The sequence below is a fragment of the Pantoea sp. E2023-21 genome (assembly GCF_051302795.1).
GTDB classification, from domain to species: Bacteria; Pseudomonadota; Gammaproteobacteria; order Enterobacterales; family Enterobacteriaceae; genus Pantoea; species Pantoea ludwigii_A.
Genome location: NZ_CP195344.1, coordinates 1,997,424 through 2,023,825 on the forward strand (window position 1 = coordinate 1,997,424; position 26,402 = coordinate 2,023,825).

General features: G+C 53.2%; 26 protein-coding genes and 6 tRNA genes. 15 read left to right on the top strand and 17 right to left on the bottom strand.

The annotated features are described in order from the left end of the window. Nucleotide 1: 1 nt before the first annotated feature. Both ACRQ84_RS09415 and ACRQ84_RS09420 read left to right on the top strand, forming a co-directional pair. Entirely contained in the window at nucleotides 2-592 is a 591-nt protein-coding gene (locus tag ACRQ84_RS09415; protein ID WP_483817837.1) for a cysteine dioxygenase family protein, read from the top strand. Further along, nucleotides 585-2,201, top strand: coding sequence for a rhodanese homology domain-containing protein (locus ACRQ84_RS09420; RefSeq protein ID WP_483817838.1), 1,617 nt, complete (start codon nucleotides 585-587; stop codon nucleotides 2,199-2,201). Before ACRQ84_RS09415 ends, ACRQ84_RS09420 begins: the two co-directional genes overlap by 8 nt. Before the next feature lie 145 nt (nucleotides 2,202-2,346). Here the strand turns inward: ACRQ84_RS09420 and ACRQ84_RS09425 are convergent. Both ACRQ84_RS09425 and ACRQ84_RS09430 read right to left on the bottom strand, forming a co-directional pair. Beyond that, nucleotides 2,347-2,422, bottom strand: a tRNA-Ala gene (locus ACRQ84_RS09425). A gap of 45 nt (nucleotides 2,423-2,467) precedes the next feature. After that, a tRNA-Ala gene (locus ACRQ84_RS09430) sits at nucleotides 2,468-2,543 on the bottom strand. Between the two features lie 363 nt (nucleotides 2,544-2,906). Here ACRQ84_RS09430 and ACRQ84_RS09435 point away from each other — a divergent pair. After that, on the top strand, nucleotides 2,907-3,695 hold the full coding sequence (locus ACRQ84_RS09435; protein ID WP_483817839.1) for a formate/nitrite transporter family protein: 789 nt from the start codon (nucleotides 2,907-2,909) through the stop codon (nucleotides 3,693-3,695). A gap of 111 nt (nucleotides 3,696-3,806) precedes the next feature. After that, complete coding sequence (locus ACRQ84_RS09440) at nucleotides 3,807-4,160, top strand: YfeC-like transcriptional regulator (protein ID WP_064739469.1); 354 nt, start codon at nucleotides 3,807-3,809, stop codon at nucleotides 4,158-4,160. Between the two features lie 35 nt (nucleotides 4,161-4,195). On the opposite strand, the gene gltX is transcribed toward ACRQ84_RS09440, so the two are convergent. Beyond that, a complete protein-coding gene (gene gltX / locus ACRQ84_RS09445; RefSeq protein WP_064739470.1) occupies nucleotides 4,196-5,617 on the bottom strand; it encodes a glutamate--tRNA ligase in 1,422 nt (473 codons plus the stop codon). 273 nt (nucleotides 5,618-5,890) lie between these two features. On the opposite strand from gltX, the gene ACRQ84_RS09450 reads away from it, so the two are divergent. The 5 genes from ACRQ84_RS09450 to ACRQ84_RS09470 all read left to right on the top strand — a co-directional run bounded on the left by ACRQ84_RS09450 (nucleotide 5,891) and on the right by ACRQ84_RS09470 (nucleotide 6,889). Further along, nucleotides 5,891-5,966 (top strand) — tRNA-Val (locus ACRQ84_RS09450). Between the two features lie 52 nt (nucleotides 5,967-6,018). After that, nucleotides 6,019-6,094, top strand: a tRNA-Val gene (locus tag ACRQ84_RS09455). A 41-nt stretch (nucleotides 6,095-6,135) separates the two neighbouring features. After that, nucleotides 6,136-6,211: transfer RNA gene (locus ACRQ84_RS09460), tRNA-Val, on the top strand. Between the two features lie 4 nt (nucleotides 6,212-6,215). Further along, nucleotides 6,216-6,291 (top strand) — tRNA-Lys (locus tag ACRQ84_RS09465). A 265-nt stretch (nucleotides 6,292-6,556) separates the two neighbouring features. Beyond that, complete coding sequence (locus ACRQ84_RS09470; RefSeq protein WP_483817840.1) at nucleotides 6,557-6,889, top strand: FlxA-like family protein; 333 nt, start codon at nucleotides 6,557-6,559, stop codon at nucleotides 6,887-6,889. Here ACRQ84_RS09470 and ACRQ84_RS09475 read toward each other — a convergent pair. Continuing rightward, the gene (locus tag ACRQ84_RS09475; protein ID WP_064739472.1) at nucleotides 6,886-7,806 is read right to left on the bottom strand and encodes a LysR family transcriptional regulator; all 921 of its coding nucleotides are present in this window, start codon (nucleotides 7,804-7,806) and stop codon (nucleotides 6,886-6,888) included. The genes ACRQ84_RS09470 and ACRQ84_RS09475 overlap by 4 nt on opposite strands. A gap of 102 nt (nucleotides 7,807-7,908) precedes the next feature. Between ACRQ84_RS09475 and ACRQ84_RS09480 the strand changes: the two genes are divergently transcribed. Next, nucleotides 7,909-8,910 (top strand): bile acid:sodium symporter family protein, encoded by a 1,002-nt coding sequence (locus tag ACRQ84_RS09480; RefSeq protein WP_064739473.1) that lies wholly within the window; start codon nucleotides 7,909-7,911, stop codon nucleotides 8,908-8,910. A 31-nt stretch (nucleotides 8,911-8,941) separates the two neighbouring features. On the opposite strand, the gene ACRQ84_RS09485 is transcribed toward ACRQ84_RS09480, so the two are convergent. The 3 genes from ACRQ84_RS09485 to zipA form a co-directional block, all read right to left on the bottom strand. After that, nucleotides 8,942-9,160 (bottom strand): DUF3820 family protein, encoded by a 219-nt coding sequence (locus ACRQ84_RS09485; RefSeq protein WP_061717899.1) that lies wholly within the window; start codon nucleotides 9,158-9,160, stop codon nucleotides 8,942-8,944. A gap of 1 nt (nucleotide 9,161) precedes the next feature. Next, entirely contained in the window at nucleotides 9,162-11,180 is a 2,019-nt protein-coding gene (gene ligA / locus ACRQ84_RS09490; RefSeq protein ID WP_483817841.1) for an NAD-dependent DNA ligase LigA, read from the bottom strand. Between the two features lie 68 nt (nucleotides 11,181-11,248). Further along, nucleotides 11,249-12,220, bottom strand: coding sequence for a cell division protein ZipA (zipA, locus tag ACRQ84_RS09495; protein WP_483817842.1), 972 nt, complete (start codon nucleotides 12,218-12,220; stop codon nucleotides 11,249-11,251). 217 nt (nucleotides 12,221-12,437) lie between these two features. Between zipA and cysZ the strand changes: the two genes are divergently transcribed. From cysZ to crr, 5 genes are all read left to right on the top strand, one after another. Then, a complete protein-coding gene (gene cysZ, locus ACRQ84_RS09500) occupies nucleotides 12,438-13,196 on the top strand; it encodes a sulfate transporter CysZ (protein ID WP_483817843.1) in 759 nt (252 codons plus the stop codon). A gap of 140 nt (nucleotides 13,197-13,336) precedes the next feature. Then, nucleotides 13,337-14,308, top strand: coding sequence for a cysteine synthase A (cysK, locus tag ACRQ84_RS09505; RefSeq protein ID WP_064739477.1), 972 nt, complete (start codon nucleotides 13,337-13,339; stop codon nucleotides 14,306-14,308). Between the two features lie 388 nt (nucleotides 14,309-14,696). Further along, entirely contained in the window at nucleotides 14,697-14,954 is a 258-nt protein-coding gene (gene ptsH / locus ACRQ84_RS09510) for a phosphocarrier protein Hpr (RefSeq protein WP_007889063.1), read from the top strand. A 157-nt stretch (nucleotides 14,955-15,111) separates the two neighbouring features. Further along, nucleotides 15,112-16,839 (top strand): phosphoenolpyruvate-protein phosphotransferase PtsI, encoded by a 1,728-nt coding sequence (ptsI, locus tag ACRQ84_RS09515; protein WP_483817844.1) that lies wholly within the window; start codon nucleotides 15,112-15,114, stop codon nucleotides 16,837-16,839. A gap of 41 nt (nucleotides 16,840-16,880) precedes the next feature. Further along, the gene (crr, locus tag ACRQ84_RS09520; RefSeq protein ID WP_007889056.1) at nucleotides 16,881-17,384 is read left to right on the top strand and encodes a PTS glucose transporter subunit IIA; all 504 of its coding nucleotides are present in this window, start codon (nucleotides 16,881-16,883) and stop codon (nucleotides 17,382-17,384) included. Nucleotides 17,385-17,504: 120 nt separating this feature from the next. Here the strand turns inward: crr and ACRQ84_RS09525 are convergent, their stop codons facing one another. From ACRQ84_RS09525 to ACRQ84_RS09570, 10 genes are all read right to left on the bottom strand, one after another. Next, nucleotides 17,505-18,866 (bottom strand): ATP-binding protein, encoded by a 1,362-nt coding sequence (locus ACRQ84_RS09525; protein ID WP_483817845.1) that lies wholly within the window; start codon nucleotides 18,864-18,866, stop codon nucleotides 17,505-17,507. Further along, the gene (locus ACRQ84_RS09530; protein WP_483817846.1) at nucleotides 18,863-19,543 is read right to left on the bottom strand and encodes a response regulator transcription factor; all 681 of its coding nucleotides are present in this window, start codon (nucleotides 19,541-19,543) and stop codon (nucleotides 18,863-18,865) included. The genes ACRQ84_RS09525 and ACRQ84_RS09530 overlap by 4 nt, the downstream gene beginning before the upstream one ends. A 176-nt stretch (nucleotides 19,544-19,719) precedes the next feature. Beyond that, nucleotides 19,720-20,601, bottom strand: coding sequence for a cysteine synthase CysM (cysM, locus tag ACRQ84_RS09535; protein WP_483817847.1), 882 nt, complete (start codon nucleotides 20,599-20,601; stop codon nucleotides 19,720-19,722). Between the two features lie 72 nt (nucleotides 20,602-20,673). Beyond that, the gene (gene cysA, locus ACRQ84_RS09540; RefSeq protein WP_483817848.1) at nucleotides 20,674-21,762 is read right to left on the bottom strand and encodes a sulfate/thiosulfate ABC transporter ATP-binding protein CysA; all 1,089 of its coding nucleotides are present in this window, start codon (nucleotides 21,760-21,762) and stop codon (nucleotides 20,674-20,676) included. Further along, nucleotides 21,752-22,624 carry a sulfate/thiosulfate ABC transporter permease CysW gene (gene cysW / locus ACRQ84_RS09545; protein WP_064739483.1) on the bottom strand — a complete coding sequence of 291 codons (873 nt, stop codon included), beginning with the start codon at nucleotides 22,622-22,624 and terminating at the stop codon, nucleotides 21,752-21,754. Before cysW ends, cysA begins: the two co-directional genes overlap by 11 nt. After that, on the bottom strand, nucleotides 22,624-23,457 hold the full coding sequence (gene cysT / locus ACRQ84_RS09550; RefSeq protein WP_064739484.1) for a sulfate/thiosulfate ABC transporter permease CysT: 834 nt from the start codon (nucleotides 23,455-23,457) through the stop codon (nucleotides 22,624-22,626). Before cysT ends, cysW begins: the two co-directional genes overlap by 1 nt. Further along, complete coding sequence (locus ACRQ84_RS09555; RefSeq protein ID WP_483817849.1) at nucleotides 23,457-24,473, bottom strand: sulfate ABC transporter substrate-binding protein; 1,017 nt, start codon at nucleotides 24,471-24,473, stop codon at nucleotides 23,457-23,459. Before ACRQ84_RS09555 ends, cysT begins: the two co-directional genes overlap by 1 nt. Nucleotides 24,474-24,665: 192 nt before the next feature. Beyond that, nucleotides 24,666-25,286, bottom strand: a complete 621-nt coding sequence (locus ACRQ84_RS09560; RefSeq protein WP_064739486.1) for an RpoE-regulated lipoprotein — start codon at nucleotides 25,284-25,286, stop codon at nucleotides 24,666-24,668. A gap of 63 nt (nucleotides 25,287-25,349) precedes the next feature. Then, nucleotides 25,350-25,811: a DUF2919 domain-containing protein gene (locus ACRQ84_RS09565; protein WP_064739487.1), complete on the bottom strand. Its 462-nt coding sequence runs from the start codon at nucleotides 25,809-25,811 to the stop codon at nucleotides 25,350-25,352. Further along, entirely contained in the window at nucleotides 25,811-26,236 is a 426-nt protein-coding gene (locus tag ACRQ84_RS09570; protein ID WP_007889032.1) for a GNAT family acetyltransferase, read from the bottom strand. The genes ACRQ84_RS09565 and ACRQ84_RS09570 overlap by 1 nt, the downstream gene beginning before the upstream one ends. Nucleotides 26,237-26,402 lie beyond the last annotated feature (166 nt).

A 26,402-nucleotide genomic window follows, 5' to 3' on the forward strand; every position in this document is an offset into this window, starting at 1 on the left:
CATGAGCCATTACCAGCACCATCGCCTGCGCGATTTTGTCGCCAATCTTGCCAACCTGCTGGATACGCAGCCGCAGGAAGCCACGGTTCTACGGCAAGGCAGCGAATGGCTTGGCGAGTTAATTCGTCACGACGACTGGCTGGACGACGCCTTCACCCAGCCCCATCCGGAACATTATCAACAATATCTGCTGCACGCCGATGCACAGCAGCGTTTCTCCGTGGTGAGCTTTGTGTGGGGACCTGGCCAGCATACGCCGATCCATGACCATCGCGTATGGGGATTGATCGGCATGCTGCGCGGTGCGGAAATTTCGCAATCGTGGCAGGCGGGCCCAAACGGACTGCAGCCTGAAGGCGCACCTGTACGGCTCGATCCTGGCAGCGTCGAAGCGGTTTCGCCGACGGTGGGCGACATTCATCGCGTCAGCAATGCCTATGACGACCGCATCTCCATCAGCATTCACGTTTATGGCGCCAACATTGGCGCGGTAAAACGCGCGGTCTACCGCGAAGATGGCAGCGAAAACGTGTTTATTTCGGGTTACAGCAACCGTTACTTACCGAACATTTGGGACCTTTCACATGACTAAACCGGTTTTCCCTTTACGCCAGGCGGCGGACATTATTCATGCCCTGCGTCAGCGGCAGGAAGTGGCAATTGTAGATGTGCGCGATGAAGCGCTGTTTGCTACTGCACATCCGCTGTTTGCGGTGAATATTCCGCTATCGAAACTGGAACTTGAGCTGTTGGATCGCATTCCGCAGCGCACCACCGCCATTACGCTGTATGACAACGGTGAAGGTCTGGTACAAACCGCTGCCGAGCGTATTGCCGCCTTGGGTTACACCAATGTCGCGCTGCTGGCAGATGATTTAGCGGGCTGGCAAGCGGCGGGCGGCGAACTGTTTATTGACGTCAACTCACCCAGCAAAGCGTTTGGCGAGCTGGTTGAGCATCACACTCACACACCGTCGTTGTCAGCGGATGAAGTCCATCAGCTGATTCACAGCGATGCTAACGTGGTAGTGCTTGATGCACGCCGTTTCGACGAGTATCAAACCATGAGCATTCCAGGCGCGACCAGCGTACCGGGCGGTGAACTGGTGCTGCGCGTGCGTGATATCGCCCCCTCACCGGAGACCACGGTGATTGTGAACTGTGCCGGACGCACGCGCAGCATCATTGGTACCCAATCACTGGTGAATGCTGGAATTCGCAATCCGGTATTCGCGCTGCGTAATGGCACCATCGGCTGGACGCTAGCCGGATATGCACTGGATAAAGGCCAGTCGCGCCGTTACGGCGAGACCAGCGAAACGGCTCAGCGTCAGGCGGCAAATCATGCGCGCAACATCGCCGATCGTGCAGGCGTAGAACGCATCCCACTCGCCACGCTTAAACGCTGGCAGCAGGAGTCGCGCACCACTTATCTGTTTGATGTGCGTGATGCAGAAGAGTACGCCGCCGGACATCTGCCGGGCAGTCGTCACGTCCCCGGAGGTCAGTTGGTGCAGGAAACCGATCATTACGCCAGCGTGCGTGGTGCGCGCATCGTGCTGATTGATAATGATGGCGTGCGCGCCAATATGACCGCCTCCTGGCTGGCACAGCTTGGCTGGCAGGTTTCAGTGCTGGAAGAGTTGCAGGCTAGCGATTTCAGTGAAACCGGTAACTGGAAGGCGCAAGTGCCGCAGATTACAGCCCCGGCGTTTGTATCGCCGCAACAGCTGGCGGAATGGCTGCAGGATGGCCATACGCAGGTGCTGGATTTCACCACCCACGCGAATCATCTCAACAGCCATATTCCGGGCGCGGCCTGGTTGCTGCGATCTACCCTTCTGCAGCAAGGCAAAGCGCTGTTGCCGGAGGCACGTCGCTATGTATTAACCTGCGGCAGCAGCCTGCTGGCCGGTTATGCGGTGGAACACGTGGCTGAGCTGACGGGCAAGCCGGTGTTTGTGCTGGAAGGGGGGAACGCGGCATGGCGCGGCGCGGGTTTACCTACGGAGCAAGGAGAGCAGCAACTGCTGTCACCGGCCATCGATCGTTATCGCCGCCCGTATGAAGGCACCGATATCGAACCCGGCGTAATGCAAGCTTATCTGGACTGGGAGTACGGTTTGGTGGCGCAGCTGGATCGCGATGGCACGCACAGTTTTCGAGTGCTGCAGTTACAGCCGCAGCTAGCAACCGTCTGATAAATAAAAATGCGCTGTTTACATTATTGGTAGCGGCGTAATTTATTGCACATTTGGAATTTGAAATAGCAAAACTGCGCAATGAATTGCACCGCTACAGGTTCTTTGTGGTGATTTTAAAATGCGTTCAGAACGAACAGAGATTTGGTGGAGATAAGCGGGATCGAACCGCTGACCTCTTGCATGCCATGCAAGCGCTCTCCCAGCTGAGCTATACCCCCACATCTGGAAATCATTTTTCGGTCAAACCTTGGGAAGGGTTTGTTTGGTGGAGATAAGCGGGATCGAACCGCTGACCTCTTGCATGCCATGCAAGCGCTCTCCCAGCTGAGCTATACCCCCGAACCGAAAAACTGCCGAGTAAACTCGACGGACGGGATAATATGAAACCGCCTCTTGAGTGTCAACGTCAAATTCTCGTTCTGTGTTTGATCGCTGAAAAAGGCGTCAACCCCGCATCAGTATGGCTTTTTTATCCACACCACATTGCGAATGACGACTCTTGATATGCGCCATCCCGCGTTGACTGCTCAAACTCCACCTCAACCGAGCGTTAACTCAAGGTTAAAGATGTTATTAACAGCCTTGTTTTCGTTAATGGTGCGTGTAAAACTTAGCGCGCTAATTAACCGGTCATCCTACCAGGGTGTTCTCTCAATGACCGGCCAGCAACGTCCCCATTAATCAATAAAAGAAAAGTGAACTATGTCGCTGCATACACCTAAAGAGATCGCTCAACTGGCGATTCAAGCTGGCGTGGCTAAAAGCCGCCTTCCTATTTCCACCCTGTTAATCCTCGGCTTTATGGCGGGTGCATTTATCGCCACAGGCTTCCTGCTCGATCTGCATGTTATTAACCAACTACCTGCTGAATGGGGTTCATTCGGCGTGCTACTGGGTGCTGCCGTCTTCCCGGTTGGTTTAATTTTGACGGTGTTAGCGGGCGGTGAACTGCTGACCGGCAATATGATGACAATGCCAATTGCCTGGTTTGCACACCGCATCAGTGGCTTTAGCGTGCTGCGTAACTGGTTTTGGGTTACCGTCGCCAATTTTATGGGCAGCGTTGCGGTAGCATGGTTTTTTGGTCATATGCTAGGCATGACCGAAGGCGATTTCTTAAAGAAAACCGTGGCGATTGCGCACGCGAAAGTCAATGCCGACTTCCTGCACGCCTTTATTTCCGGTGTGGGTTGCAACTGGCTGGTGTGCCTGGCGGTGTGGCTGGCCTTCGCCAGTAAAGATGTGGTGGGTAAAATCTTCGGTATGTGGTTCCCGGTGATGGCGTTTGTCGCGATTGGCTTCCAGCACGTTGTCGCCAACATGTTTATTGTCCCTGCAGCAATTTTTGCCGGCCAGATGAGCTGGGCGGAATTTGCGCCAAACGTGATTGCGGTATTCCTTGGTAATGGTGTTGGCGGTGCAATTTTTGTTGGTCTCACTTATTTTATTGCTTTTGGTTCAGAACAATCCGAAATAAGCGAAGCTAAATAACTAAATTATGCCATTTGCTGGAAAGCAGATGGCATTTTCTACCCAGGTTACTTTTCCCCGTTACGTTTTGTTGTAATATGTAGAACTAATGTATTTAACAGGGACAGCATCGTGAAAAAGGAATGGCTTACCCCGGAGGAGCTCGCGCTGGAGACGGGCTACAGTCGGCAAACGGTGAATAAATGGATCAAGCGGGAAAACTGGACAACCACGCCGAAGCCCGGTGTTCAGGGCGGTAAAGCACGATTGATACATATTGATGAGCGCGTTAAGAGCTTTGTTCAATCCACTCGACATGCGAACGAACCGACAGCTAATTACGGTGCACAGCAAAATACGTTACCTGCGTTATTAATAAATTCTGTCCAGCAAATGACAACGGCGGAGCAAGAGCAATTGGCGGCGTTATTATTGCGGGAGGGAATTCGAGGCGTACTGGAGAGACTGGGAATTCAGGAAGAATAAGAGAGCCGGAAGCAGATGCTTCCGGCTTTTTAATATTATGCGTTTGCTTCACGTTCAGCGATGAATGCCAGCGCTTTCTCAATACGCGCTACGCTACGGCTGCGGCCAATCGCTTCCACCGTCACGTCCAATGCGGGAGACTGACCTGAACCGGTCACGGCCACACGCAGCGGCATCCCGACTTTGCCCATGCCCAGCTCCAGCTCATCTGCGGCAGACTGAATGGCGTGATGCACATTTTCTGCATTCCACTCACTGTCGCTAATCGCAGCCAGCTTATCGCGCACCAACTCCAGCGGCTGACGCGCTACCGGACGCAGATGCTTCTTCGCCGCATCCGCATCAAAGGCTTCAAACTCTTCATAGAAGTAACGGCAAGATGCCGCAATCTCTACCAAGGTTTTGCAGCGCTCGCCCAGTAACGTGACCAGCTTAGCCAGTTCCGGGCCGGTGCGGGTATCAATCTTCTGCTGCTCAATGTGCCATTGCAACTGCGTCGCTACGTATTCCGGCGGCAGCGTATTAATGTAGTGATGATTCAGCCACTGCAGTTTTTCAGTATTGAAAGCACTGGCTGATTTGCTCACTGCATCAAGCGTAAACAGCTCTGCCATTTCCGCCACGCTGAAGATTTCCTGATCGCCGTGTGACCAGCCGAGGCGCACCAAATAGTTGAGCAGCGCTTCCGGCAGGTAACCGTCATCGCGATACTGCATGACACCCACAGCGCCATGACGCTTAGATAACTTCTTACTGTCATCACCCAGGATCATGGATACGTGTGCGTAGGTTGGTACTTCCGCACCGATCGCTTTAAGGATGTTGATCTGGCGTGGTGTGTTATTGATATGGTCTTCACCACGAATCACGTGGGTGATGCCCATATCCCAGTCATCTACTACAACGCAGAAGTTGTAGGTTGGCGAACCATCGGTACGACGAATGATCAGGTCATCCAGTTCCTGGTTACTGAATTCAATCGGACCACGAATCTGATCATCAAAGATGACAGAGCCGTCCTGCGGATTGCGGAAACGCACCACGCAAGGCTCATCAGCGGCGTGATGCTCATGGCTGTCACGGCAGCGGCCGTCGTAACGCGGCTTTTCGCCTTTCTCCATCTGCTCTTCACGCAGTGCATCAAGCCGTTCTTTACTGCAGTAGCATTTATAGGCCGTGCCCGCGACCAGCATGTCGTCAATCACCGCGTTGTAGCGATCAAAACGCTTAGTCTGATAATACGGACCTTCATCCCAGTTAAGGCTCAGCCAGTTCATACCATCCATAATGGCTTCGATGGCTTCCGGTGTGGAACGCTCCAGATCGGTATCTTCGATACGCAGAACAAATTCGCCCTTGTTATGACGAGCATAAAGCCAGGAGTAAAGAGCAGTACGAGCACCGCCTACGTGCAGATAGCCGGTTGGGCTGGGTGCGAAGCGAGTTTTGATTTTCATTCAGCATTGCCTTAAATGCGCAGGTTTCATTGTCTGGATGACAAAAAAACGGGTTAACGCGAAAAAACAGTGCGCACATTCTAGCAGGTGAGGCTGATTCCTCAATGATTGTCGCGGCGGCATCCCGGTTTGCTGTGCGCTTTTCTGCTAATAAAACCAGCACATTGGCTAAAAGCGCTTCACGATGATTATTTTTAAAGCGAACGCACATTTAAGTTTTAAAAACCGTTGACTCACTTTGAAGGATCCCTATAATGCGACTCCACACAGCGGGGGTGATTAGCTCAGTTGGTAGAGCATCTCCCTTACAAGGAGGGGGTCGGCGGTTCGAGCCCGTCATCACCCACCACTCTTAAATGAAGATTGTAGAGTTGGCCCGCAGTGAACAAGAGATAAGATATGGGTGATTAGCTCAGTTGGTAGAGCATCTCCCTTACAAGGAGGGGGTCGGCGGTTCGAGCCCGTCATCACCCACCATATCTTAGTCAGATGACGCTCTTGTTAAGCAGTACCGAAGTGGGTGATTAGCTCAGTTGGTAGAGCATCTCCCTTACAAGGAGGGGGTCGGCGGTTCGAGCCCGTCATCACCCACCACTTCGGGTCGTTAGCTCAGTTGGTAGAGCAGTTGACTTTTAATCAATTGGTCGCAGGTTCGAATCCTGCACGACCCACCAATTCAGAGAAAAGCGCCTATTGGCGCTTTTTTCGTTTCTGTGCTCAGAAGGTTCACGTGCAGGGTGAGAACCTGCTTACGCATCACCCGAAGGGCGAGGCCCGGGATGGGCCGAGGCATATCCTGCACGACCCACCAATGCAAAAATTACTCTTCGTCGCTCACCAAATCCCAACCAAACCTTTTCGCAAGCTTAACACTCCCTACCCTCAAGCCTCCTTACCCTTTGGCCGATAACGATAATGGTCTATTGCAAGGAGAAAACCATGTCGACTATCTCAAGCGTAAGTAGTATCAGCACCGCAAGTAGCGGTGGCGGTTCTACCTCAGAAATCGCCAGTCTTAATAAACAGATTCAAACCATCACCAAACAGCTGAAAGATCTTTCCAGCGACGATACGCTCACCGATGAACAAAAATCTGAACAGGAGCAGATGCTGCAATCACAAATTCAAATGATTGAAGCGCAAATCGCGCAGATTGAGCAACAGCAAGCCGAGAAAGCGCAGCAGAAACAGGAAGCACAGCAACCTGCGGCGGCCAAAGCCGACGGAATTAACCGCCCCACCGATTCCAATCAGATCAACGTGTACGTTTAAAACGCCGGCTTCAGCATGCGTTGTTGCGTTAGCAGGGCAGCCTGCTGACGCACTTCCTGCCAGATCGCTTCTGCGGCCGGTGTCAGCGAGCGGTTCTTACGTTTTATCAGCATCAGGCTGCGATTAATTTCCGGGTAAAGACGTCGCACCGTGAGTTTACGCCCTGATGGCAACGGCAACGCCAGCGCTGGCAAGATACTGATACCAATCCCCGCTTCCACCATCGGATAAAGCGTGGCGGGATGCCCGATTTCCTGCACCACATTCACACTCAACGCCAGTTGTTGCAGCGCGGCATCGACTAATACGCGACTACCGGAAGCGTAATCCTGCAGCACCATATTGCGTCCGGCCAGCATCGACCATTGCGCTTGTTCAATTTGCGCCAACGCGTCATCTTCATGACATAGCAGTAAAAAAGGCTCCTGCAGAATCTCTTCGCTATCGAAATCAGTATCATTGAGTGGGCCAATCACAATGCCAAAATCCACTTCCGCATTGCGTACGCTTTGCAGCACCCACTGCTGCACTCTGTCATGCAGGATGACACGGATATCCGGATAGCGCTGCTGGCTGCTGGCCAGACACTGCGGCATCAGATGCGCGGAAGGCGTTTGGCTGGCAGCGACGCGTACTGTGCCGCTGCGCTGTTCACCATAACTGCGCACATCCAATACCGTGGTGTTGAGATCGTCCAGCAGACGATTAAGCCGTGTGGCCAGCTGCTGTCCTGCTTCCGTTAACATTACTTCACGCGTGGTGCGATCCAGCAAGCGCACGCCCATTTCCGCTTCCAGCTCTTTGATGCTGTGGCTGACCGCCGACTGACTCAAACCAATCGCTTGCCCAGCCAAGCTGAAGCTGCCGTGATGCGCCACTGCCACAAAGGTTCGCAATTGACGTAAGGTGTAATTCATCGATATCTCTCATAGATTGATGCAATAAATCAATTTTATTTCTAAACCCCGCGAGCGCACAATCAGCACCATCATTTTTTTAAATTTAACCGGATTTTAACAATGGGATTTTTACGTCTTGATCCGATGATGATTAAACTCATCATCACCGTGCTGCTGGCCAGCTTCATTCCTGCCAAAGGCGTGTTTGTCGACATCTTTGAATATCTGACCACCGCCGCCATCGCCCTGCTGTTCTTTATGCACGGCGCTAAACTGTCGCGCGAGAAGATCATCGCCGGGAGCAGCCACTGGCGTTTGCACTTGTGGATTATGTGCAGCACCTTTGTCATCTTCCCGATCATTGGTTTGCTGATCGTCTGGTGGCATCCGGTTAACGTCAGCCCGGAGATTTACACAGGCTTTATCTATCTGTGTATTCTGCCAGCGACCGTGCAGTCCTCTATCGCCTTCACCTCAATGGCGGGCGGTAACGTCGCCGCCGCGGTATGTGCAGCTTCGGCATCCAGCCTGCTCGGCGTATTTGTATCGCCCCTGCTGGTGAATCTGGTGATGAATGTTCACAGCCAAATGCCGGGCAACGGCCTGGAGCAAATTGGCAAAATTATGCTGCAGCTGCTGGTGCCGTTTGTTTTGGGTCATTTGTCGCGTCGCTGGATTGGTGCGTGGGTCGAGAAGCATCGCAGCCTGATTGGTAAAACCGACCAAACTTCGATTCTGCTGGTGGTTTACTCCGCCTTCAGTGAAGCGGTAGTGAATGGCATCTGGCATCGCGTGGGCGTGGACACGTTGTTGTGGATTCTGGTCGGTAGCGTGCTGGTACTGTTTATCGCATTGGCGATTAACCTGGCGGCATCGCGCCTGTTTGGCTTTAGCCGTGCAGACGAAATTGTGGTGCTGTTCTGTGGTTCGAAAAAGAGCCTGGCGAACGGTGTGCCGATGGCCAACATTCTGTTCCCGGCCAGTTCCGTGGGGATTATCGTGCTGCCGCTGATGATCTTCCATCAGGTACAATTGATGGTGTGTTCATTCATTGCCCAGCGCTATAAAGCCGGAAATGAAAAACGGCTAGCACAGCAGCAAGTTGAAGTGCAGAAATCCTAAGTAAAACGGCCCGCAAATGCGGGCCGTTTTGTTATTCATTACGCTTAAGCGGTTTGATTAAACCTTCCAACCCTTCAATCTTAATCGTCAGCGTCAACTGCATCAGTTCGCCTAACTTACCGGCCGGAAATTCATCTTTGCGCGCGAACCAGAGCAAATACTCTTCCGGCACGTCAATGAGCACTCTGCCCTTGTATTTACCGAAGGGCATCACAGTATTGGCGATTTCAACCAGCTGCTGTTTATCCACATTAAGCTCCGAGCAGGCGAATCATTTCCGCTTCATCGATCACCGGAATGCCCAGCTCCTGCGCTTTCGCCAACTTGGAACCGGCCGCTTCACCCGCAATCAGCAAATCGGTTTTCTTCGACACGCTACCGCTCACTTTCGCACCCAGCGCCACCAGACGCTCTTTGGCATCATCGCGGTTCATCTGCGACAGAGAGCCAGTCAGTACCACGGTTTTGCCCGCAAATGGACTATCAATCTCATCAACATTAACCACTGCAACCTGCGGCCAGTGCACACCGATCTCTTCAACCAGTTCGCGGATAACGGCGCGATTGCTGTCTTCATCCATAAAGTTACGCACGTGGGTCGCCACCACTTTGCCCACATCCTGCACTGCAATCAGCGCATCAAGATCGGCATTCATCACTTTTTCCAGCTCACCAAAGTGATTAGCAAGGTTGGCGGCAGTGGCTTCCCCTACTTCACGAATACCCAGCGCATAGAGGAAACGCGCCAGGGTTGTGGATTTGGCCTTTTCCAGCGCATCGACCACGTTCTGTGCCGATTTCGGCCCCATGCGATCCAGCCCGGTCAGCTTACCGGCAGTAAGGCGGAACAGATCGGCAGGCGTTAAGACATACTCTTTCTCTACCAACTGATCGATAATTTTGTCGCCCATGCCATCGACATCCATCGCACGACGCGAAACGAAATGTTTGAGCGCTTCCTTGCGTTGCGCGCCACAAATCAGGCCGCCGGTGCAACGCGTGACCACTTCGCCCTCTACACGCTCAACGTCTGAACCGCAGACCGGACATTGGCTGGGGAAGACGATTTCACGCGTCTCTGCTGGACGTTCCGATTCCACCACATTTACCACTTGAGGAATCACGTCACCGGCGCGGCGAATCACCACTTTGTCACCAATGCGCAAACCCAGTCGGGCGATTTCATCGGCGTTATGCAACGTGGCGTTACTCACCACGACGCCTGCAACCTGTACCGGTTCGAGGCGTGCCACTGGCGTAATTGCTCCGGTGCGGCCCACCTGGAATTCGACATCGCGCACGAAGGTCATTTGTTCCTGTGCCGGGAATTTAAATGCGACTGCCCAGCGCGGCGCGCGAGCGACGAAGCCGAGCTGCTCCTGCAGCGCCTGTGAGTCGACCTTGATAACTACGCCATCGATATCAAAACCGAGCGATGGACGCTCCTGTTCAACCTGACGATAAAACGCCAGCACTTCTTCAGCACTATGTGCCAGACGAATACGATCGGTGACCGGCAGTCCCCACGCCTTAAACTGCTGCAGACGTTGCCAATGACTGGTGGGCATTTCACCGCCTTCCAATAGGCCAAAACCGTAGCAGAAGAAGGTTAGCGGACGTTTGGCCGTGATGCGCGGATCAAGCTGACGCAGTGAGCCCGCCGCCGCATTACGTGGGTTAGCAAAAACTTTCGCGCCGGTACGACGTGCTTCTTCATTTAGCTTTTCAAAACCGCTTTCGGTGATAAACACTTCGCCACGCACTTCAACGCGGGCGGGAATGTTATCACCATGCAGACGCAGCGGAATGGCGTGAATGGTGCGCACGTTCGCCGTGATGTTCTCGCCGGTGGTGCCATCTCCGCGCGTCGCCGCCCGCACCAGTAAGCCATCTTCATACAGCAAACTCACCGCTAAGCCATCCAGCTTCAGCTCACAGCAATAAGTCAATTCGTCAGTGCTTTTAAGGCGATCCTGCACGCGTTTGTTAAAGGCAAGGAAGCCTGCTTCGTCAAAAGTGTTATCCAGCGACAACATCGGCACTTCATGGCGCACTTGTTCAAAAGCCGCCAGCGGTTTCGCGCCCACGCGCTGTGTCGGTGAGTCAGGCGTAATCAAATCAGGATGAACACTCTCCAGCTCGCGCAGCTGAACCATCAATCGGTCATACTCTGCATCCGGAATCTCCGGCGCATCCATCACGTGGTAGAGATATTCGTGGTGACGTAACGTGGTGCGCAGCGCGGTGATCTGCTCCTGAACCGATTTCATAGTCTCTTATCCGATAAAAAACCCCCGACATGCGGGGGTTGTATATGTTTTGACGCAGTTAGCGGCGATTAACCGATAACTTCGCGAATACGCGTTTTGTAGGTTTCCAGCTTCTGCGGCGTCATCATGCGACGCTCATCATCCAGCACCACGCCGCCAACATCATCAGCAATGCGTTGCGCGGATTGCAGCATCAATTTGAAGTTCTGGTTCGCATCGCCATACGACGGCACCATCATAAAGATGGAGATGCCTGGCGTAGAGAAATTCCCCATCTGATCCGGATCGAATGAACCCGGCTTCACCATGTTCGCCAGGCTAAACAGCACCGGGCCACTACCCGCAGGGCTGAGATGGCGATGGAAAATGTTCATTTCACCAAACTGGAAACCCGCTTGCAGAATACCCTGCAACAGCGCTTCACCGTTCAGTTCGCCGCCCGCATGTGCAGCAACATGCAGCACTAACACGGTCTCTTTTTTGCTGCCCGGCGCAGCAGCCGCTGGCTGTGGCGCTTCAGGTTGATGCGCGACCGGCGCTTCAGGTTCAAACTCTGGCTCTTCAGCTGCCAGGAATTCTGGCGCAGGCTGCGTCGCGGACAGCGGCTCATTATCCAGCAGCGGGTCGGCTTGAATCGGTTGTGGTGCAGGCGTTGGTTTCCGCAAGGGCACTTGCGGGGCAACCGGCTTGCGCACTTCCGGCTCATCATCCAGCAGAGGATCGCCTAAGAGTGGATCGGCCTGGCGTGATGCCGGTTGACGCACAGGTTCAGGCGCACGTGGCGCACTCGCTGGACGTGGGGTGAATTCGGGTTCTTCATCAGCATCGTGATGACGACGTACACGGACTTCGCCGACGCCATCATCTTCTTCGCTCAGCAGATCTTCATCGGCTTCTTCGCGCTGTTTCAGACGTTTGTGCGGGCGATCACGAAACACGGAGGAGCGCTCTTTACGGCTGGTCCACAGTCCATGAAGTAGCAGCGCTATTATGGCGATCGCGCCAACAACGATTAATATCAGACGCAAATCCTGCATCATTGTATTCTCTGTTGTTCCAATACCTTGCCACCACGGCAAACTTTATCCTCTAACTGTATTTGCCCAGCTAAACAAGTGCAAGTCCGTGCAGTATTTTCTGACAAATTAGATAGCTGCCCCACGCTTTTTTGCTGTTTTTTCGCGCAAACCATACCTGTAGCCGATAAAAAGCCAGGTTATGATGGTCGCGCCGCTATATTTAGGAGAAAGGCTCGCTATGCCCGCTGGAAATTCGGTCTCAACTTTTAATGGTGTTCATTACTTCGCTGAAGGATGGAAACTGGTGCGCCTGCCCGGAATTCGTCGCTATGTCATCATGCCGCTATTGATCAACATCTTGCTGCTTGGCGGTGCTTTTATCTGGCTGTTTCAGCGTTTGGGGCAGTGGATCCCGGCATTAATGTCATATATCCCCGACTGGCTGCAGTGGCTAAGCTATTTGTTGTGGCCGCTGTCGGTGATTTCGATTGTTTTGGTGTTCAGTTACTTCTTTTCGACTCTTGCGAACCTCATTGCCGCGCCCTTTTGTGGCTTGCTCGCTGAGCAACTTGAAGGCCGATTGACTGGAACACCGCTGCCCGATAGCGGCTGGATGGGCTTGATTAAAGATGTGCCGCGCATCATGAAGCGAGAGTTACAAAAGCTCGGCTACTATTTGCCGCGGGCGCTAGGCTTGTTGTTGCTGCACTTCATTCCCGGATTTGGACAAATCGTGGCGCCCATTCTCTGGTTTTTATTCAGCGCGTGGATGCTTTCAGTGCAGTATTGCGACTATCCGTTTGATAATCACAAGGTGAGTTTTCAGCAGATGCGGCAGGCATTACGTCAGCACAAGAGCGCAAATATGCAGTTTGGCGCGCTGGTTAGCCTGTTCACCATGATTCCGATTATCAATCTGGCAATCCTGCCGGTTGCGGTATGCGGTGCTACGGCGATGTGGGTGGATCGTTACTACGCACAACATGCACGCCGCTAAAGCTTTAAAATGCCTTATGCATTTTTGCGTAAGGCTTATGGTTGTGCGCTATATAGATATACGATTTCTTTCCTTCCGCACATCAGCAGAAAAGGTATGCTCTGAGGGTTCCCAATATTTCATACAGTTAAGGACGAGCTATGAGTAAGATCTATGAAGACAACTCTCTGACAATTGGTCATACGCCGCTGGTTCGACTGAACCGCATCGGTAACGGCCGCATTCTGGCTAAGGTCGAGTCACGTAACCCGAGCTTTAGCATCAAATGCCGTATCGGTGCCAATATGATTTGGGACGCGGAAAAACGCGGTATTTTGAAGCCGGGTGTTGAGCTGGTTGAACCCACCAGTGGTAACACCGGGATTGCGCTGGCTTATGTGGCCGCTGCGCGCGGTTACAAGTTGACACTGACGATGCCAGAAACGATGTCGATTGAGCGCCGCAAACTGCTTAAAGCGTTGGGTGCCAATCTGGTGCTGACCGAAGGGCCTAAAGGCATGAAAGGTGCCATCGCGAAAGCGGAAGAGATTGTCGCCAGCGATCCCGATAAATATGTGCTGTTACAGCAATTTAGCAACCCGGCTAACCCAGAAATCCACGAGAAAACCACCGGCCCGGAAATCTGGGAAGATACCGATGGCGAAGTAGACGTGTTTATCGCAGGCGTGGGCACCGGCGGTACACTGACTGGCGTGAGCCGCTACATCAAGAATACCAAAGGCAAGAAAGACCTTATTACCGTGGCCGTGGAGCCGACTGATTCACCGGTCATCGCTCAGGCTCTAGCGGGCGAAGAGATCAAGCCAGGTCCGCATAAAATTCAGGGTATCGGCGCCGGCTTTATTCCCGGTAACCTTGATCTGCAATTGATTGACCGCGTCGTGGCGATCACCAATGAAGAAGCTATCAGCACCGCACGCCAACTGATGGAAGAAGAAGGCATTCTTGCCGGTATCTCTTCAGGTGCTGCCGTGGCCGCCGCGCTGAAGCTGCAGGAAGACGAAGCCTTCGCCAATAAGAACATTGTGGTGATTCTGCCCTCCTCCGGCGAACGCTATTTAAGTACCGCGCTGTTTGCCGATCTTTTCACTGAGAAAGAGCTGCAACAGTGATGCCTTAAGTCTGAAACTGACGAAAAAAGCACCCGAATGGGTGCTTTTTTGTGGTGTAGATCTCACTTTTGTCACCAGACAGATTGCTTTCAGTGATGGGGCTCTGGTATTTAAGCTTCCAATTATTTCGGTGCCTGAAATTAATCTGCCTTTGAAGTGGATCAAGCTGAATCGATTTACTGATTTGGCGAAACGGCGAATCACGGCATAATGAGAAGAGTGGCGCATTCGTGCAGTTTTTGATCTGTCACTGTTAATGACGTACTCATTCAAGCGCATTTTGTGGTGAGCTTCATGCCATACCAGCGCACCTACACAGGCTAAAGTTACGGCTCCAGGCTAGACTTTAGATCCATAACACCAAACCTGATAAAGTTGGGGAAATAGAATGTTCCAGCAAGAAGTTACCATTACCGCACCTAACGGTCTTCATACTCGTCCTGCAGCCCAGTTCGTTAAAGAAGCAAAGGCTTTCCAGTCAGAAATCACTGTGACCTCCAATGGCAAATCTGCCAGCGCGAAAAGCCTGTTCAAACTGCAGACTTTGGGTCTGACTCAAGGTACGGTTGTTACGCTGTCTGCTGAAGGTGAAGACGAGCAGCAAGCGGTTGAGCATCTGGTCAAGCTGATGGCTGAGCTGGAGTAACCGGCTCAGTTCGCAACTAAACCAATCCCTTTGCCCCATTGAGTGCAAATATCTTGATCGCGGACAACCTGTCCGCGTTATTGCATCTTTAGAGTACTGCTCCGCGACAGTGGCGACGCATCGGGTCAATGAGCCATCGTGATAAAAAGGTAGGGTTATGATTTCAGGCATTTTAGCATCACCGGGTATCGCTTTCGGCAACGCACTTTTGCTGAAGGAAGATGAGATCGTCATCAGCCGTAAAAAAATTACTGACGATCAGGTTGAGCAGGAAGTTCAGCGCTTCCTCGATGGACGCAGCAAAGCTGCTACACAGCTCGAAGCCATTCGCATTAAGGCCGGTGAAACCTTCGGTGAAGAGAAAGCTGCGATCTTTGAAGGTCACATCATGCTGCTCGAAGACGAAGAGCTTGAGCAGGAAATCATCGACCTCATCAAGAAAGACCACGCCACCGCTGACGCCGCTGCTCACACTGTGATTGAAGGCCAGGCCGTTGCACTGGAAGAACTGGACGATGAATACCTGAAAGAGCGTGCGGCTGACGTGCGTGACATCGGTAAGCGTTTGCTGCAGAACATTCTCGGTCTGCACATTGTCGATCTGAGCGCGATTGCTGAAGAATCTATTCTGGTGGCGAAAGACTTAACGCCGTCAGAAACCGCACAGCTGAACCTGAAAAAGGTGCTGGGCTTTATTACCGATTTGGGTGGACGTACTTCTCACACCTCAATCATGGCACGTTCACTTGAGCTGCCTGCGATTGTCGGCACCGGTAACGTGACCGCAACCGTGAAAAACGGTGATTTCCTGATCATTGATGGCGTGAATAATAAAATTTACGTCAATCCAACCGATGACGTTCATGAAGAACTGAAAGCAATTCAGACCCAATATTTGTCTGAAAAACATGAACTGGCGAAACTCAAAGACCTGCCGGCGATTACGCTGGACGGCCATCAGGTTGAAGTCTGCGCTAACATCGGTACCGTGCGCGATGTCGCTGGTGCAGAGCGCAATGGCGCTGAAGGCGTTGGTCTGTATCGTACTGAATTCCTGTTTATGGACCGCGACTCCCTGCCAACCGAGGAAGAGCAGTTCCAGGCTTACAAAGCGGTTGCTGAAGCTGTGGGTGCGCAGGCCGTTATCGTGCGTACCATGGACATCGGTGGCGATAAAGATCTGCCTTACATGAACTTGCCGAAAGAAGATAACCCGTTCCTCGGCTGGCGCGCGATTCGTATCGCAATGGACCGTAAAGAGATTCTGCATGCGCAGCTGCGCGCAATTCTGCGCGCCTCCTCTTTCGGTAAACTGCGCATCATGTTCCCAATGATTATTTCAGTTGAAGAAGTTCGCATTCTGAAAGGCGAGCTGGAACTGCTGAAAGCGCAACTGCGTGAAGAAGGTAAATCCTTTGATGAGACCATTGAAGTGGGCATCATGGTGGAAACGCCAGCATCGGCAGTGATTGCTCGCCATCTGGCGAAAGAAGTCGACTTCTTTAGTATTGGGACAAATGACCTGACGCAGTATACTCTGGCGGTCGATCGTGGTAATGATTTGATTTCACACCTCTATAACCCAATGACGCCGTCTGTGCTTGGCCTCATTAAGCAAGTGATCGACGCATCACATGCCGAAGGGAAATGGACCGGCATGTGTGGTGAGCTGGCTGGTGATGAACGTGCTACACTACTGTTACTGGGAATGGGGCTGGACGAATTCAGCATGAGCGCCATTTCAATCCCTAGCATCAAGAAAATCATTCGTAATACTAATTTCGAAGATGCGAAGGCATTGGCGGAGCAGGCTCTGGATCAACCGACAGCGGATGATTTGATGAATTTGGTTAACAAGTTCATTAAAGAAAAAACGCTCTGCTGATCCACGGACGCTAGCCTCAAATTACTGCTTAGGAGAAGATCATGGGTTTGTTTTCTAAACTTTTTGGCGAAAAATCAGAGAGCGCGTCAGGTACTATTGATATCGTTGCGCCTCTGTCAGGCGAAATCGTAAATATCGAAGACGTACCTGATGTGGTATTCGCTGAGAAAATTGTTGGCGACGGTATCGCAATCAAACCAACCGGCAACAAAATGGTTGCACCGGTTGATGGGACGATCGGCAAAATTTTCGAAACTAACCACGCATTTTCAATCGAGTCTGATAACGGCATCGAACTGTTTGTTCACTTCGGTATCGACACGGTTGAGCTCAAAGGTGAAGGTTTCAAACGCATCGCTGAAGAAGGCCAGAAGGTTAAGAAAGGCGACGTGGTGATCGAGTTTGATCTGGCACTGCTGGAAGAGAAAGCTAAATCTACGCTAACGCCGGTTGTGATCTCGAACATGGACGAGATTAAAGACCTTATCAAACTCTCCGGTCAGGTAACTGTGGGCGAGACGCCAGTTATCCGCATCAGGAAGTAAGCTTTAGCCCATTCGTGAGAATGGTAAAACGGCACCCACAATGGGTGCCGTTTTTGTTTCGGTCTCACAAGCGGAACAAAATGGTAGCGGCGCAATAATGCGCTTTAAGACTCACGGCGATCACTCCTGCTTCCAGCGCGGCAGCCTCAACGTCAACTCCAACCCACCTTCCGGGCGATTGACCGCCTGAACCTCACCGTGATGCGCCAGAATCACTTTCCGCACAATAGACAGCCCCAAGCCGTACCCTTTACCCATTAGCGGAGAGTTCACGCGGACAAATGGATCGAAGATGCTGGAGAGCTTCTCATCGTCAACGCCCGGTCCCTGATCACGCACGCTAATCGCTAGCCATTGATTTTCTGCCTGCAAGCGCACATTGATATGCTGCCCTTTATGCGAGAAACGCAGCGCATTACGCAAAACATTCTCCACGCCACGGCGAATCAGCTCCGCATTGCCGTGAACGGTATAATCCGCATTCTCATCGACCTGAAAATCGACTTTCACGCCCGGAATTTGTGCCTCATAGCGTACATCGGTCACCACTGCATGCAGCAGGCCGGTTAAGTCAAAATACTGTTCGCCTGGCATACTCTCGTGCTCGGCACGCGAAAGCGTCAGCAGCTCGCCAATCATCTTATCAAGGCGTCGTGCTTCTTCATCAATGCGATTAAGTGAGGATTCCACTGATTCCGGCGTCTGGCGCGCCAGGCCGGTCGCCAGTTGCAATCGCGCCAGCGGCGATCGCAGCTCGTGCGAAATATCATGCAGCAGCTCCTCACGCGCTTTAACCAATGTATCAAGGCGCTCCACCATCGCATCAAAATCCTGCGCAACGTTCGAAAGCTCATCATGACGTTTACGCATCACCGGATAGAGCCGCACCGACAGGTCGCCGCTGGAGACACGCGCAAAGCCTTCGCGTAGCTGCCGCATAGGCCGTGTCAGATTCCACGCCAGCAGCAGGCTAAACAGCAGCCCCAGCGCGCCAGCGAAAGTGAACATGGGTTCAGGAATATTGAGGATGCGGCGCGGTCGGCCACCGCCCATTGAGCTGTCTTCACGTAGGCCTTTGACGTCGTAACGCAGTTCGTACTGTTTACCATCTTGCCCTTTTACCCAACGCACAATCACATCGGGAAAAGGCCCCTGGAACGGTTCAATGATGCTTTCTGGCGGCGCATTATTGGGCGTCGCAGCGGGTTTATCGTGCTGGATCACCGAGAAGAATTGGCGATCGTTCGGTTCCCAGTCGGCCATCATGTCATCAAGTGAGCTGGGCCCACCGCGCTCCAGCACTGAAACCGCAGACGCCATTTGCAGATTAACGATGCGACGAGTTGCTACCAGTTCAGGCGGCTCATGACGATTACCGGAGAGCGTAAAGCCCAGCCACAAAAGCTGGCTAATGATGACGAACACAATCCAGAAGCCCAGCAAAATCTTCCAGAACATGCGGCCGCGATAGCTGTGTTTCATCGAATGCGATAACCAATACTGCGCACAGTTTCAATGTTGACGCTGTCAGCGGTTAACGCAGCCAGTTTTTGACGGATGTTACTGATATGCACATCGACACTACGATCGTAGGCTTCACGCGGGCGGCCCAACCCTTTTTCCGATAGCTCATCTTTCGACACCACGCGATCCGGCGCGCGCAGCAGCAGATCCAGCAAATTAAACTCCGAAGCCGTCAGGTCGAACGCTTTGCCCTGCCACTCGGTAATGCGCGTGGCGGGATTGAGGCTCAGATCGCCCCAACGCAGCAGCTCTTTCTTATCGGGCAGCGGGATTTGATCTTCAAAACGACGCAGCACGGCACGCAGACGGGCCACCAGCTCACGCGGATAGCACGGTTTCGGCATATAATCGTCCGCCCCCATTTCGAGGCCGATCACACGATCTATGTTATCGCCTTTAGCGGTCAACATAATCACCGGTAAACGGCTGTTCTGCCGTACCTGCCGCAGCACATCGATACCGCTCATATCAGGCAGCATGATGTCGAGAATCATTGCGGTATAGTTGCCCGATAACGCGCCTTCCACACCGGCGCTCCCGGTTAAAACCAGTTGTGTCTCAAAACCTTCACCAATCAGGTATTGGCTCAACATGGTGCCAAGTTCTACATCATCATCTACCAGCAGAATTTTCATCTTTATCTCTCGCGTAAATTGCCGCTATTTTGTCCTGACTCCGCAACGAACGCAGCCGGTTTTACGCGATCCTTACGTTGCTACCGCCAGACGATTATTACGAAGACTATAGACAAAAATGGCCTGGGCGTACTATCACAATACGCACAGGCCAGAGAATCTGCAGGAAAGAGGAATCAGTGGAAAACGCCGGTGGAGAGATAGCGGTCCCCGCGATCGCAAACAATCGCCACCACCACGCTGCCAGGCTGTGCTGTCGCGATGCGCAAGGCGCCAGCAACCGCGCCGCCAGAGCTGACGCCACAGAAAACCCCTTCACGCTGCGCCAGCGCACGCATGGTTTCTTCGGCTTCGTGCTGCGCCATATCGATCACTTCATCCACTAAGTCTGGACGAAAAATGCCGGGCAAATACGCCTCAGGCCAGCGACGTATACCGGGAATACTGCTGCCCTCTTGCGGCTGCAGACCAATCACCTGCACCGCTGGCGCAAACTCTTTTAAATAACGCCCCACGCCGCTAATGGTGCCGGTGGTGCCCATGCTGGAGACAAAATGCGTCATGCGTCCATGCGTTTGCCGCCAGATTTCCGGGCCAGTGGTAAGGTAGTGGCCCAGCGGATTATCGGGATTGTTAAATTGGTCCAGCACCCGCCCTTCACCGCGATCGGCCATCGCCTGCGCCATGTCACGCGCCCCTTCCATGCCCTGCTCGCGCGTCACCAGCAACAATTCAGCGCCGTATGCGCGCATCGCATCCTGGCGCTCCTGGCTCATGTTCTCGGGCATTAGCAAGCGCAGCTTGTAGCCTTTCATCGCCGCAATCATCGCCAGCGCAATACCGGTGTTGCCGCTGGTGGCTTCAATTAAGGTATCACCCGGTGTGATGTCACCGCGCAACTCCGCCTGATTAATCATCGACCAGGCCGCGCGATCTTTCACTGAACCGGCTGGATTGTTGCCTTCCAGCTTTAGCCAGATCTCGCTGCCGTTATCAGGCGTCAGGCGCTGCAACTTAATCAACGGCGTGTTGCCGATGGTGTTTTCCAGTGTGGTCACGGTTTGATTCCAGACGAAAGAGGGGCAAATAAAACGGGCGGGAAAGTCCCGCCCGAAGGAGTGTCAAAAATATCAGGCGCTCTCGGCAAAGGCAACCGGGCGCAGCGGCGTAGTGCCATGGTAAATTCGCGCCTGTTGCAGGCCAATAAACAGGCGTTCACCGCGAATCGGCGCGTTATGATCGCCATCGAACACCACGGAGAACACATCACCTTGCCAGCCGCTCGGCTCCACTACCAGCTGCCAGAAGTGGCCGCGCGGGCTGATCTCCAGCACCTGCACCGGCAGCGGGGTTTCGAGGCTGCTCTGGCGCGATATATCGATTTCCCACGGACGCAGGAACAGCTCAACCTCGCCCTGATGCGCGGGCGTATAACCCAGCGGCCAGCGATGTGCAGCAACATGGAACTGCGATCCATGCACTTCACCGTCAAAGCGATTTACTTCACCCAGGAATTCGAGCACAAAGCGCGTCGATGGATCGCGCCATACGTCATCTGGCGTACCCACCTGTTCAATATTGCCCTGGCTCATCACCACTACGGTGTCCGCCACTTCCATCGCTTCTTCCTGATCGTGAGTGACGAACACGCTGGTGAATTTCAACTCTTCATGCAGCTGACGCAGCCAGCGACGCAGTTCTTTACGCACTTGCGCATCAAGCGCACCAAACGGTTCGTCCAGCAGCAGAATTTGCGGTTCAACGGCCAACGCACGCGCCAACGCCACACGCTGTTTCTGTCCACCCGAAAGCTGCGCCGGGAAACGGTTTGCCAGATGTGCCAGCTGCACCATCTCCAGCAGACGCGTTACGCGTTTTTTGATCTCTGCGGCACCTGGTCGCTCACGGCGCGGCAACACCGTCAAACCAAAGGCGATGTTGTCGAACACCGTCATATGGCGGAACAGCGCATAGTGCTGGAACACAAAGCCAACCTGACGATCGCGTGCATGGATGCGGCTCACGTCTTTGCCATTAAAATGGATTTGCCCGCTATTCTGATGCTCCAACCCGGCGATAATGCGCAGCAGCGTGGTTTTCCCGGAACCGGAGGGGCCCAGCAGCGCCACCATCTTGCCGGAAGGAATATCCAGAGAGATGTCGTTCAGTACCGATGTGCGGTCAAACGCTTTGTTAATGTGTTTAATCTCAATGCTCATGATTTTCCTCCTGTAGGCGCTTCTGCTGATGCTCTAATCGCCACTGCACCACGCTTTTCAGAAACAGCGTTACAATTGCCATCAGGGTCAGCAGCGCGGCGGCGGTAAAGGCGCCCACGGTGTTGTAATCCTGATGCAGTAATTCAACCTGAAGCGGCAAGGTATAGGTTTCGCCGCGAATCGATCCCGACACGACCGAGACCGCACCAAATTCACCAATCGCACGTGCGTTGGTCAGCACCACGCCATACATCAGTGCCCAACGAATATTCGGCAACGTCACGCGGCGGAACATCTGCCAGCCAGATGCGCCTAGCAGCACCGCGGCTTCATCTTCATGACTGCCCTGGCTCAGCATCACCGGCACCAATTCACGCACCACAAACGGACAGGTCACGAAGATAGTGGCCAGCACCATGCCAGGCCAGGAGAACATCACCTGAATATTGTGTGCATCCAGCCAGCCACCCGCCGGGCCATTAACGCCCCAGAACAGCAGATACATTAAACCGGCAACCACCGGCGACACGGCAAAGGGAATATCAAAAAGCGTCAACAGCAGTTGGCGACCTGGGAAGGTAAAGCGCGTCACCAGCCACGCCAGCAGCGTACCGAACACCATGTTTACCGGCACGGTAATCAGCGCCACTAACAGGGTCAGCCAGATAGCATGCAGCATGTCGCCATCTTTCAGGTTACTCAGCGAGGCGACCAAACCCTGGTTAAGTGCTTCCCAGAAGATGGAGACCATCGGCACCACCAACAGCAGGATGGAAACCAGCGCGCCAATGCCAATCAGCAGCCACTTGCCCCAGTTGATGGGTTGGCGATCGGCGTGATTGATGTGTGAAATCTCCGCCATCAGTGGCCTCCTAAACGACGGCCAAAGCGGCTCTGCAAGGTATTAATGGCGAAAAGCAGCAGCAAGGAAGCCGCCATGATCACCGACGCGATAGCACTTGCTGCCGGATAATCGAACTCCTGCAGTCGCACGAAAATCATTAGTGAGGTCACTTCCGTTTTCCACGCGATGTTACCGGCAATGAAAATCACCGCACCGAACTCACCGATGCTGCGGGTAAACGACAACGCGGTACCGGCCAGCAATGCCGGCGCCACTTCGGGTAATACCACGCGACGGAAACTCTGCCAGCGGGTGGCGCCAAGGGTTTCCGCTGCTTCTTCATATTCCGGCCCTAACTCTTCCAGTACCGGCTGCACGGTACGCACCACAAACGGAATGCTGGTAAACGCCATGGCAACCGCGATGCCGAGCCAGGTGTAAGAGACTTTGATATCAAAATGCGCCAGCCACTGACCGTACCAGCCGTTAACCGAAAACAGGCCTGCCAGCGTTAAACCGGCTACCGCGGTAGGCAGCGCAAACGGTAAATCCATCAAACCGTCCAGCAGCGTACGTCCCGGGAAGCGATAGCGCGTTAAAATCCACGCCATCAGCATGCCGAACACTGCATTGAACAGTGAGGCAACGCCCGCCGCCAGAATCGTGACTTTATACGCGGCGATCAGCTGCGGATGACTGATCACAGCCCAGTATTGTGCCAGCGTCATCTGCGACAGTTGCATCAGCAACGCGCTGATCGGCAGCAACAGAATCAGGCAGGTGAACAGCAAACTGGTGCCAAGGCTTAAGCCAAAGCCCGGCAATACACGTTTTTGAGCAAGCGCGAACATTACCCGCGCCCCGCAGCCAGCAATTTGTCCAGCTCACCGTCGCTGGCAAAATGGGTTTTCATCACCTTCTCCCAGCCGCCAAATGCGTCGTTAACGTTAAACAGTTCGGTTTGCGGGAAGCGATCCTTCTGCTCCGCCATCAGCTGTGGGTTGTTAACGCGATAGTAGTAATGAGTGATAATTTTCTGCGCTTCAGGCGTATAGAGATAATTCAGATACGCTTTCGCGGCATCGGCGGTGCCATTGTGCTCGACATTTTTATCGACCCACGCCACCGGGAACTCCGCCAGAATATTGGTTTTCGGCACGATGACTTCGTACTCATCTTTGCCGTACTGATTGCGAATATTATTCACTTCCGATTCAAAGCTAATCAGCACATCGCCCAAGCCGCGCTCAGCAAAGGTGGTGGTGGCACCGCGACCGCCGGTATCAAACACCTCGACGTTCTTCAGGAACTTCGCCATAAAGGCTTCGGTTTTGGCTTTATCTTTGCCATCAGCCTGATCGGCAGCGCCCCACGCGGCCAGATAGGTATAACGCCCATTACCCGAGGTTTTAGGATTAGGGAAAATTAGCTTCACGTTGTCGTGCGCCAAATCGGCCCAGCTGTGAATCTGCTTCGGGTTACCTTTACGTACCAGAAACGCCATGGTGGAGTAAAACGGTGAGCTGCTGTTGGGCAAACGTTGTTGCCAATCAGCGGGAATCAGTTGGCCTTTGTCATGCAGCACCTGCACATCAGTCACCTGATTGTAGGTCACCACATCGGCGCGCAGACCTTGCAGAATCGCCAGCGCCTGTTTAGAAGAACCCGCGTGCGACTGCTTGATGGTCAGCTTGTCATTGGGGTGTGCAGCGTCCCATTGCTTTTCAAATGGCGCATTCAGGGCAACGAACAGTTCGCGTGAAACGTCGTAAGAGCTATTCAGCAACTCGGTCGCTTGCGCCGCACTTGCTAAAGCACACGAAAGCGCGATACCGCCAAGCCATTTTTTCGAAATCGGAAGTGTCATGCTGCACCCAGAAAGACGGCGATTAAGCCAATGCCATTAGATGCAGTCAGTGTATTTATAACTCAGGGGAAAGCTGTAACGGTTTTATATATCGTTTAGGGATTTCAAAGTCTAAAAAAGCATAAGACGGTGGGAGAGTTTATGTGATGGATGGGAATAATACGGACGGCCGCGTAGCCGTCCGCGTGCTGCTTAGCGCTGCCAAACAATCTTGCTGATTTTCCAGCTTTTTAAGGTATCGTCTGACGGCATTAAGCCTTCTGGTCCGTGCCATTCACCGCTGTATATGTAGGCGATATGCTGGCTGCCCGGCGCACGGCACTCCACATCACGGGCATCGAGACCGGTGACCATTTTGCAGTTATTAAAGGCTTTGCTGAACTTATCACTGAACAGATCGCCGATTTTGCTGCCGTCTGCCGCTTTGGCCTCAGCGTCCTGCACTTCAATGCGTTCAACGCTCGTGCTGCCATTAATCACCAATTTGACCTTGTCGCCGTCCAGCGCCTGCCAGAAATCCACCACCTTACCCTCCTGCGTGCGCATCCCCTGACGCAGTTTGTAATCGCCGTTAAGCGCTTTATTGATGGCCTCTTCCGACATCGAGGTCGTGCTCGTCAGGCCCGCAACGCCTTGCTCGGTTACCTCCAGCGATCCACCAAACCAACCGAGCGGATTGAGCGCTGACCAGTGATAGCTAAGCGGATTGTACCAATGGCTTTCGCTATCGCTCGCGCTGGTAGAGGAACCCGAACTGGCGCAGCCGGCCAGGACCATGCTGCTAACCAGCAGTGCGTGACGAACAACTTTCATGAAAACTCCTTGATCTGCTAAGCCGATTGGCGTGCCTGTTGGAGTCGCAAACCGGCAAAAAGTTTATTCGAAGTGCTGATGTTCCGGCAGAAAGCAGTCGCGTAACCGATGTTGGGTTAGCAGCCAGAGTAAGGCCAGCAGGTCAAACAGCGTCAATAACAGCGGCAGCGGCGAGTCAGGAAAAGCACCTTGCAGCAGGCTGGAACCTTGCCACAGTAGGCTGACTAGCAGCGATGCACTTAACACATGGCGCCAGTTTTGCCACAGACGCGGCCAGCGTTGACGATAGCCGGTCAGCAACATCCCCATCGCCGCAGGGATGCCTAACGCCAGTCCCAGCCAGAAGCTTTGGCGATCGGGATAGAACAGCGCCAGCAAATCATTGCCCTGCTGACGCGATGCTCCCGCCATCACCAGCAGCAGCCAGGTGCGCGCCTGCAACAACAGGATCAGCCAGAAAAGAAACGGCAGCCGCAGCTGCCCTTTCGCATCGTACTCTTCGGGAAGGTATTTCAAACCGACCATTAATATTCGCGATCTTCAATCAGACGCTTACCCAGCAGCAGTGAATCCACCGGCTCGTATTCAAGCTTTTCATAAAACGCGACGACCTGATCGTTCTCTTCGCGCACCATCAAATTAATTTTGGGACAGCCACGCGCAATCAACTTTTTCTCCAGTCGATTCATCAGTGCATTGGCAAAGCCACGTCCCTGATAATCAGGATGCACCGCCAGATAATAGACAGAACCACGGTGGCCGTCGTAGCCGCCCATTACCGTACCGACCACTTCACCGCCAACTTCCGCCACCAGAAACAGTTCCGGGTCGTGATTCATTTTGCGTTCGATGTCCAGCTCGGGATCGTTCCATGGACGTAACAAATCACAACGCTCCCAGAGCGTGATCACTTCTTCAAAATCTTCCTGGCGGAAAGAACGGATTTCCATCGACGTTACCCTGCTGTTTGGCACAATTCGCTGATTATCACGCATTCTTTGCCAGGCGCAACCCTCACGCGCGACAACGGTGCAAAAAAAGCGCGACAGGGTTGTTAGTCAGTTGCAATAGAAAGTAAACACTTGAAATAGTTACGAGGTCGCCGCCTGGCCATTG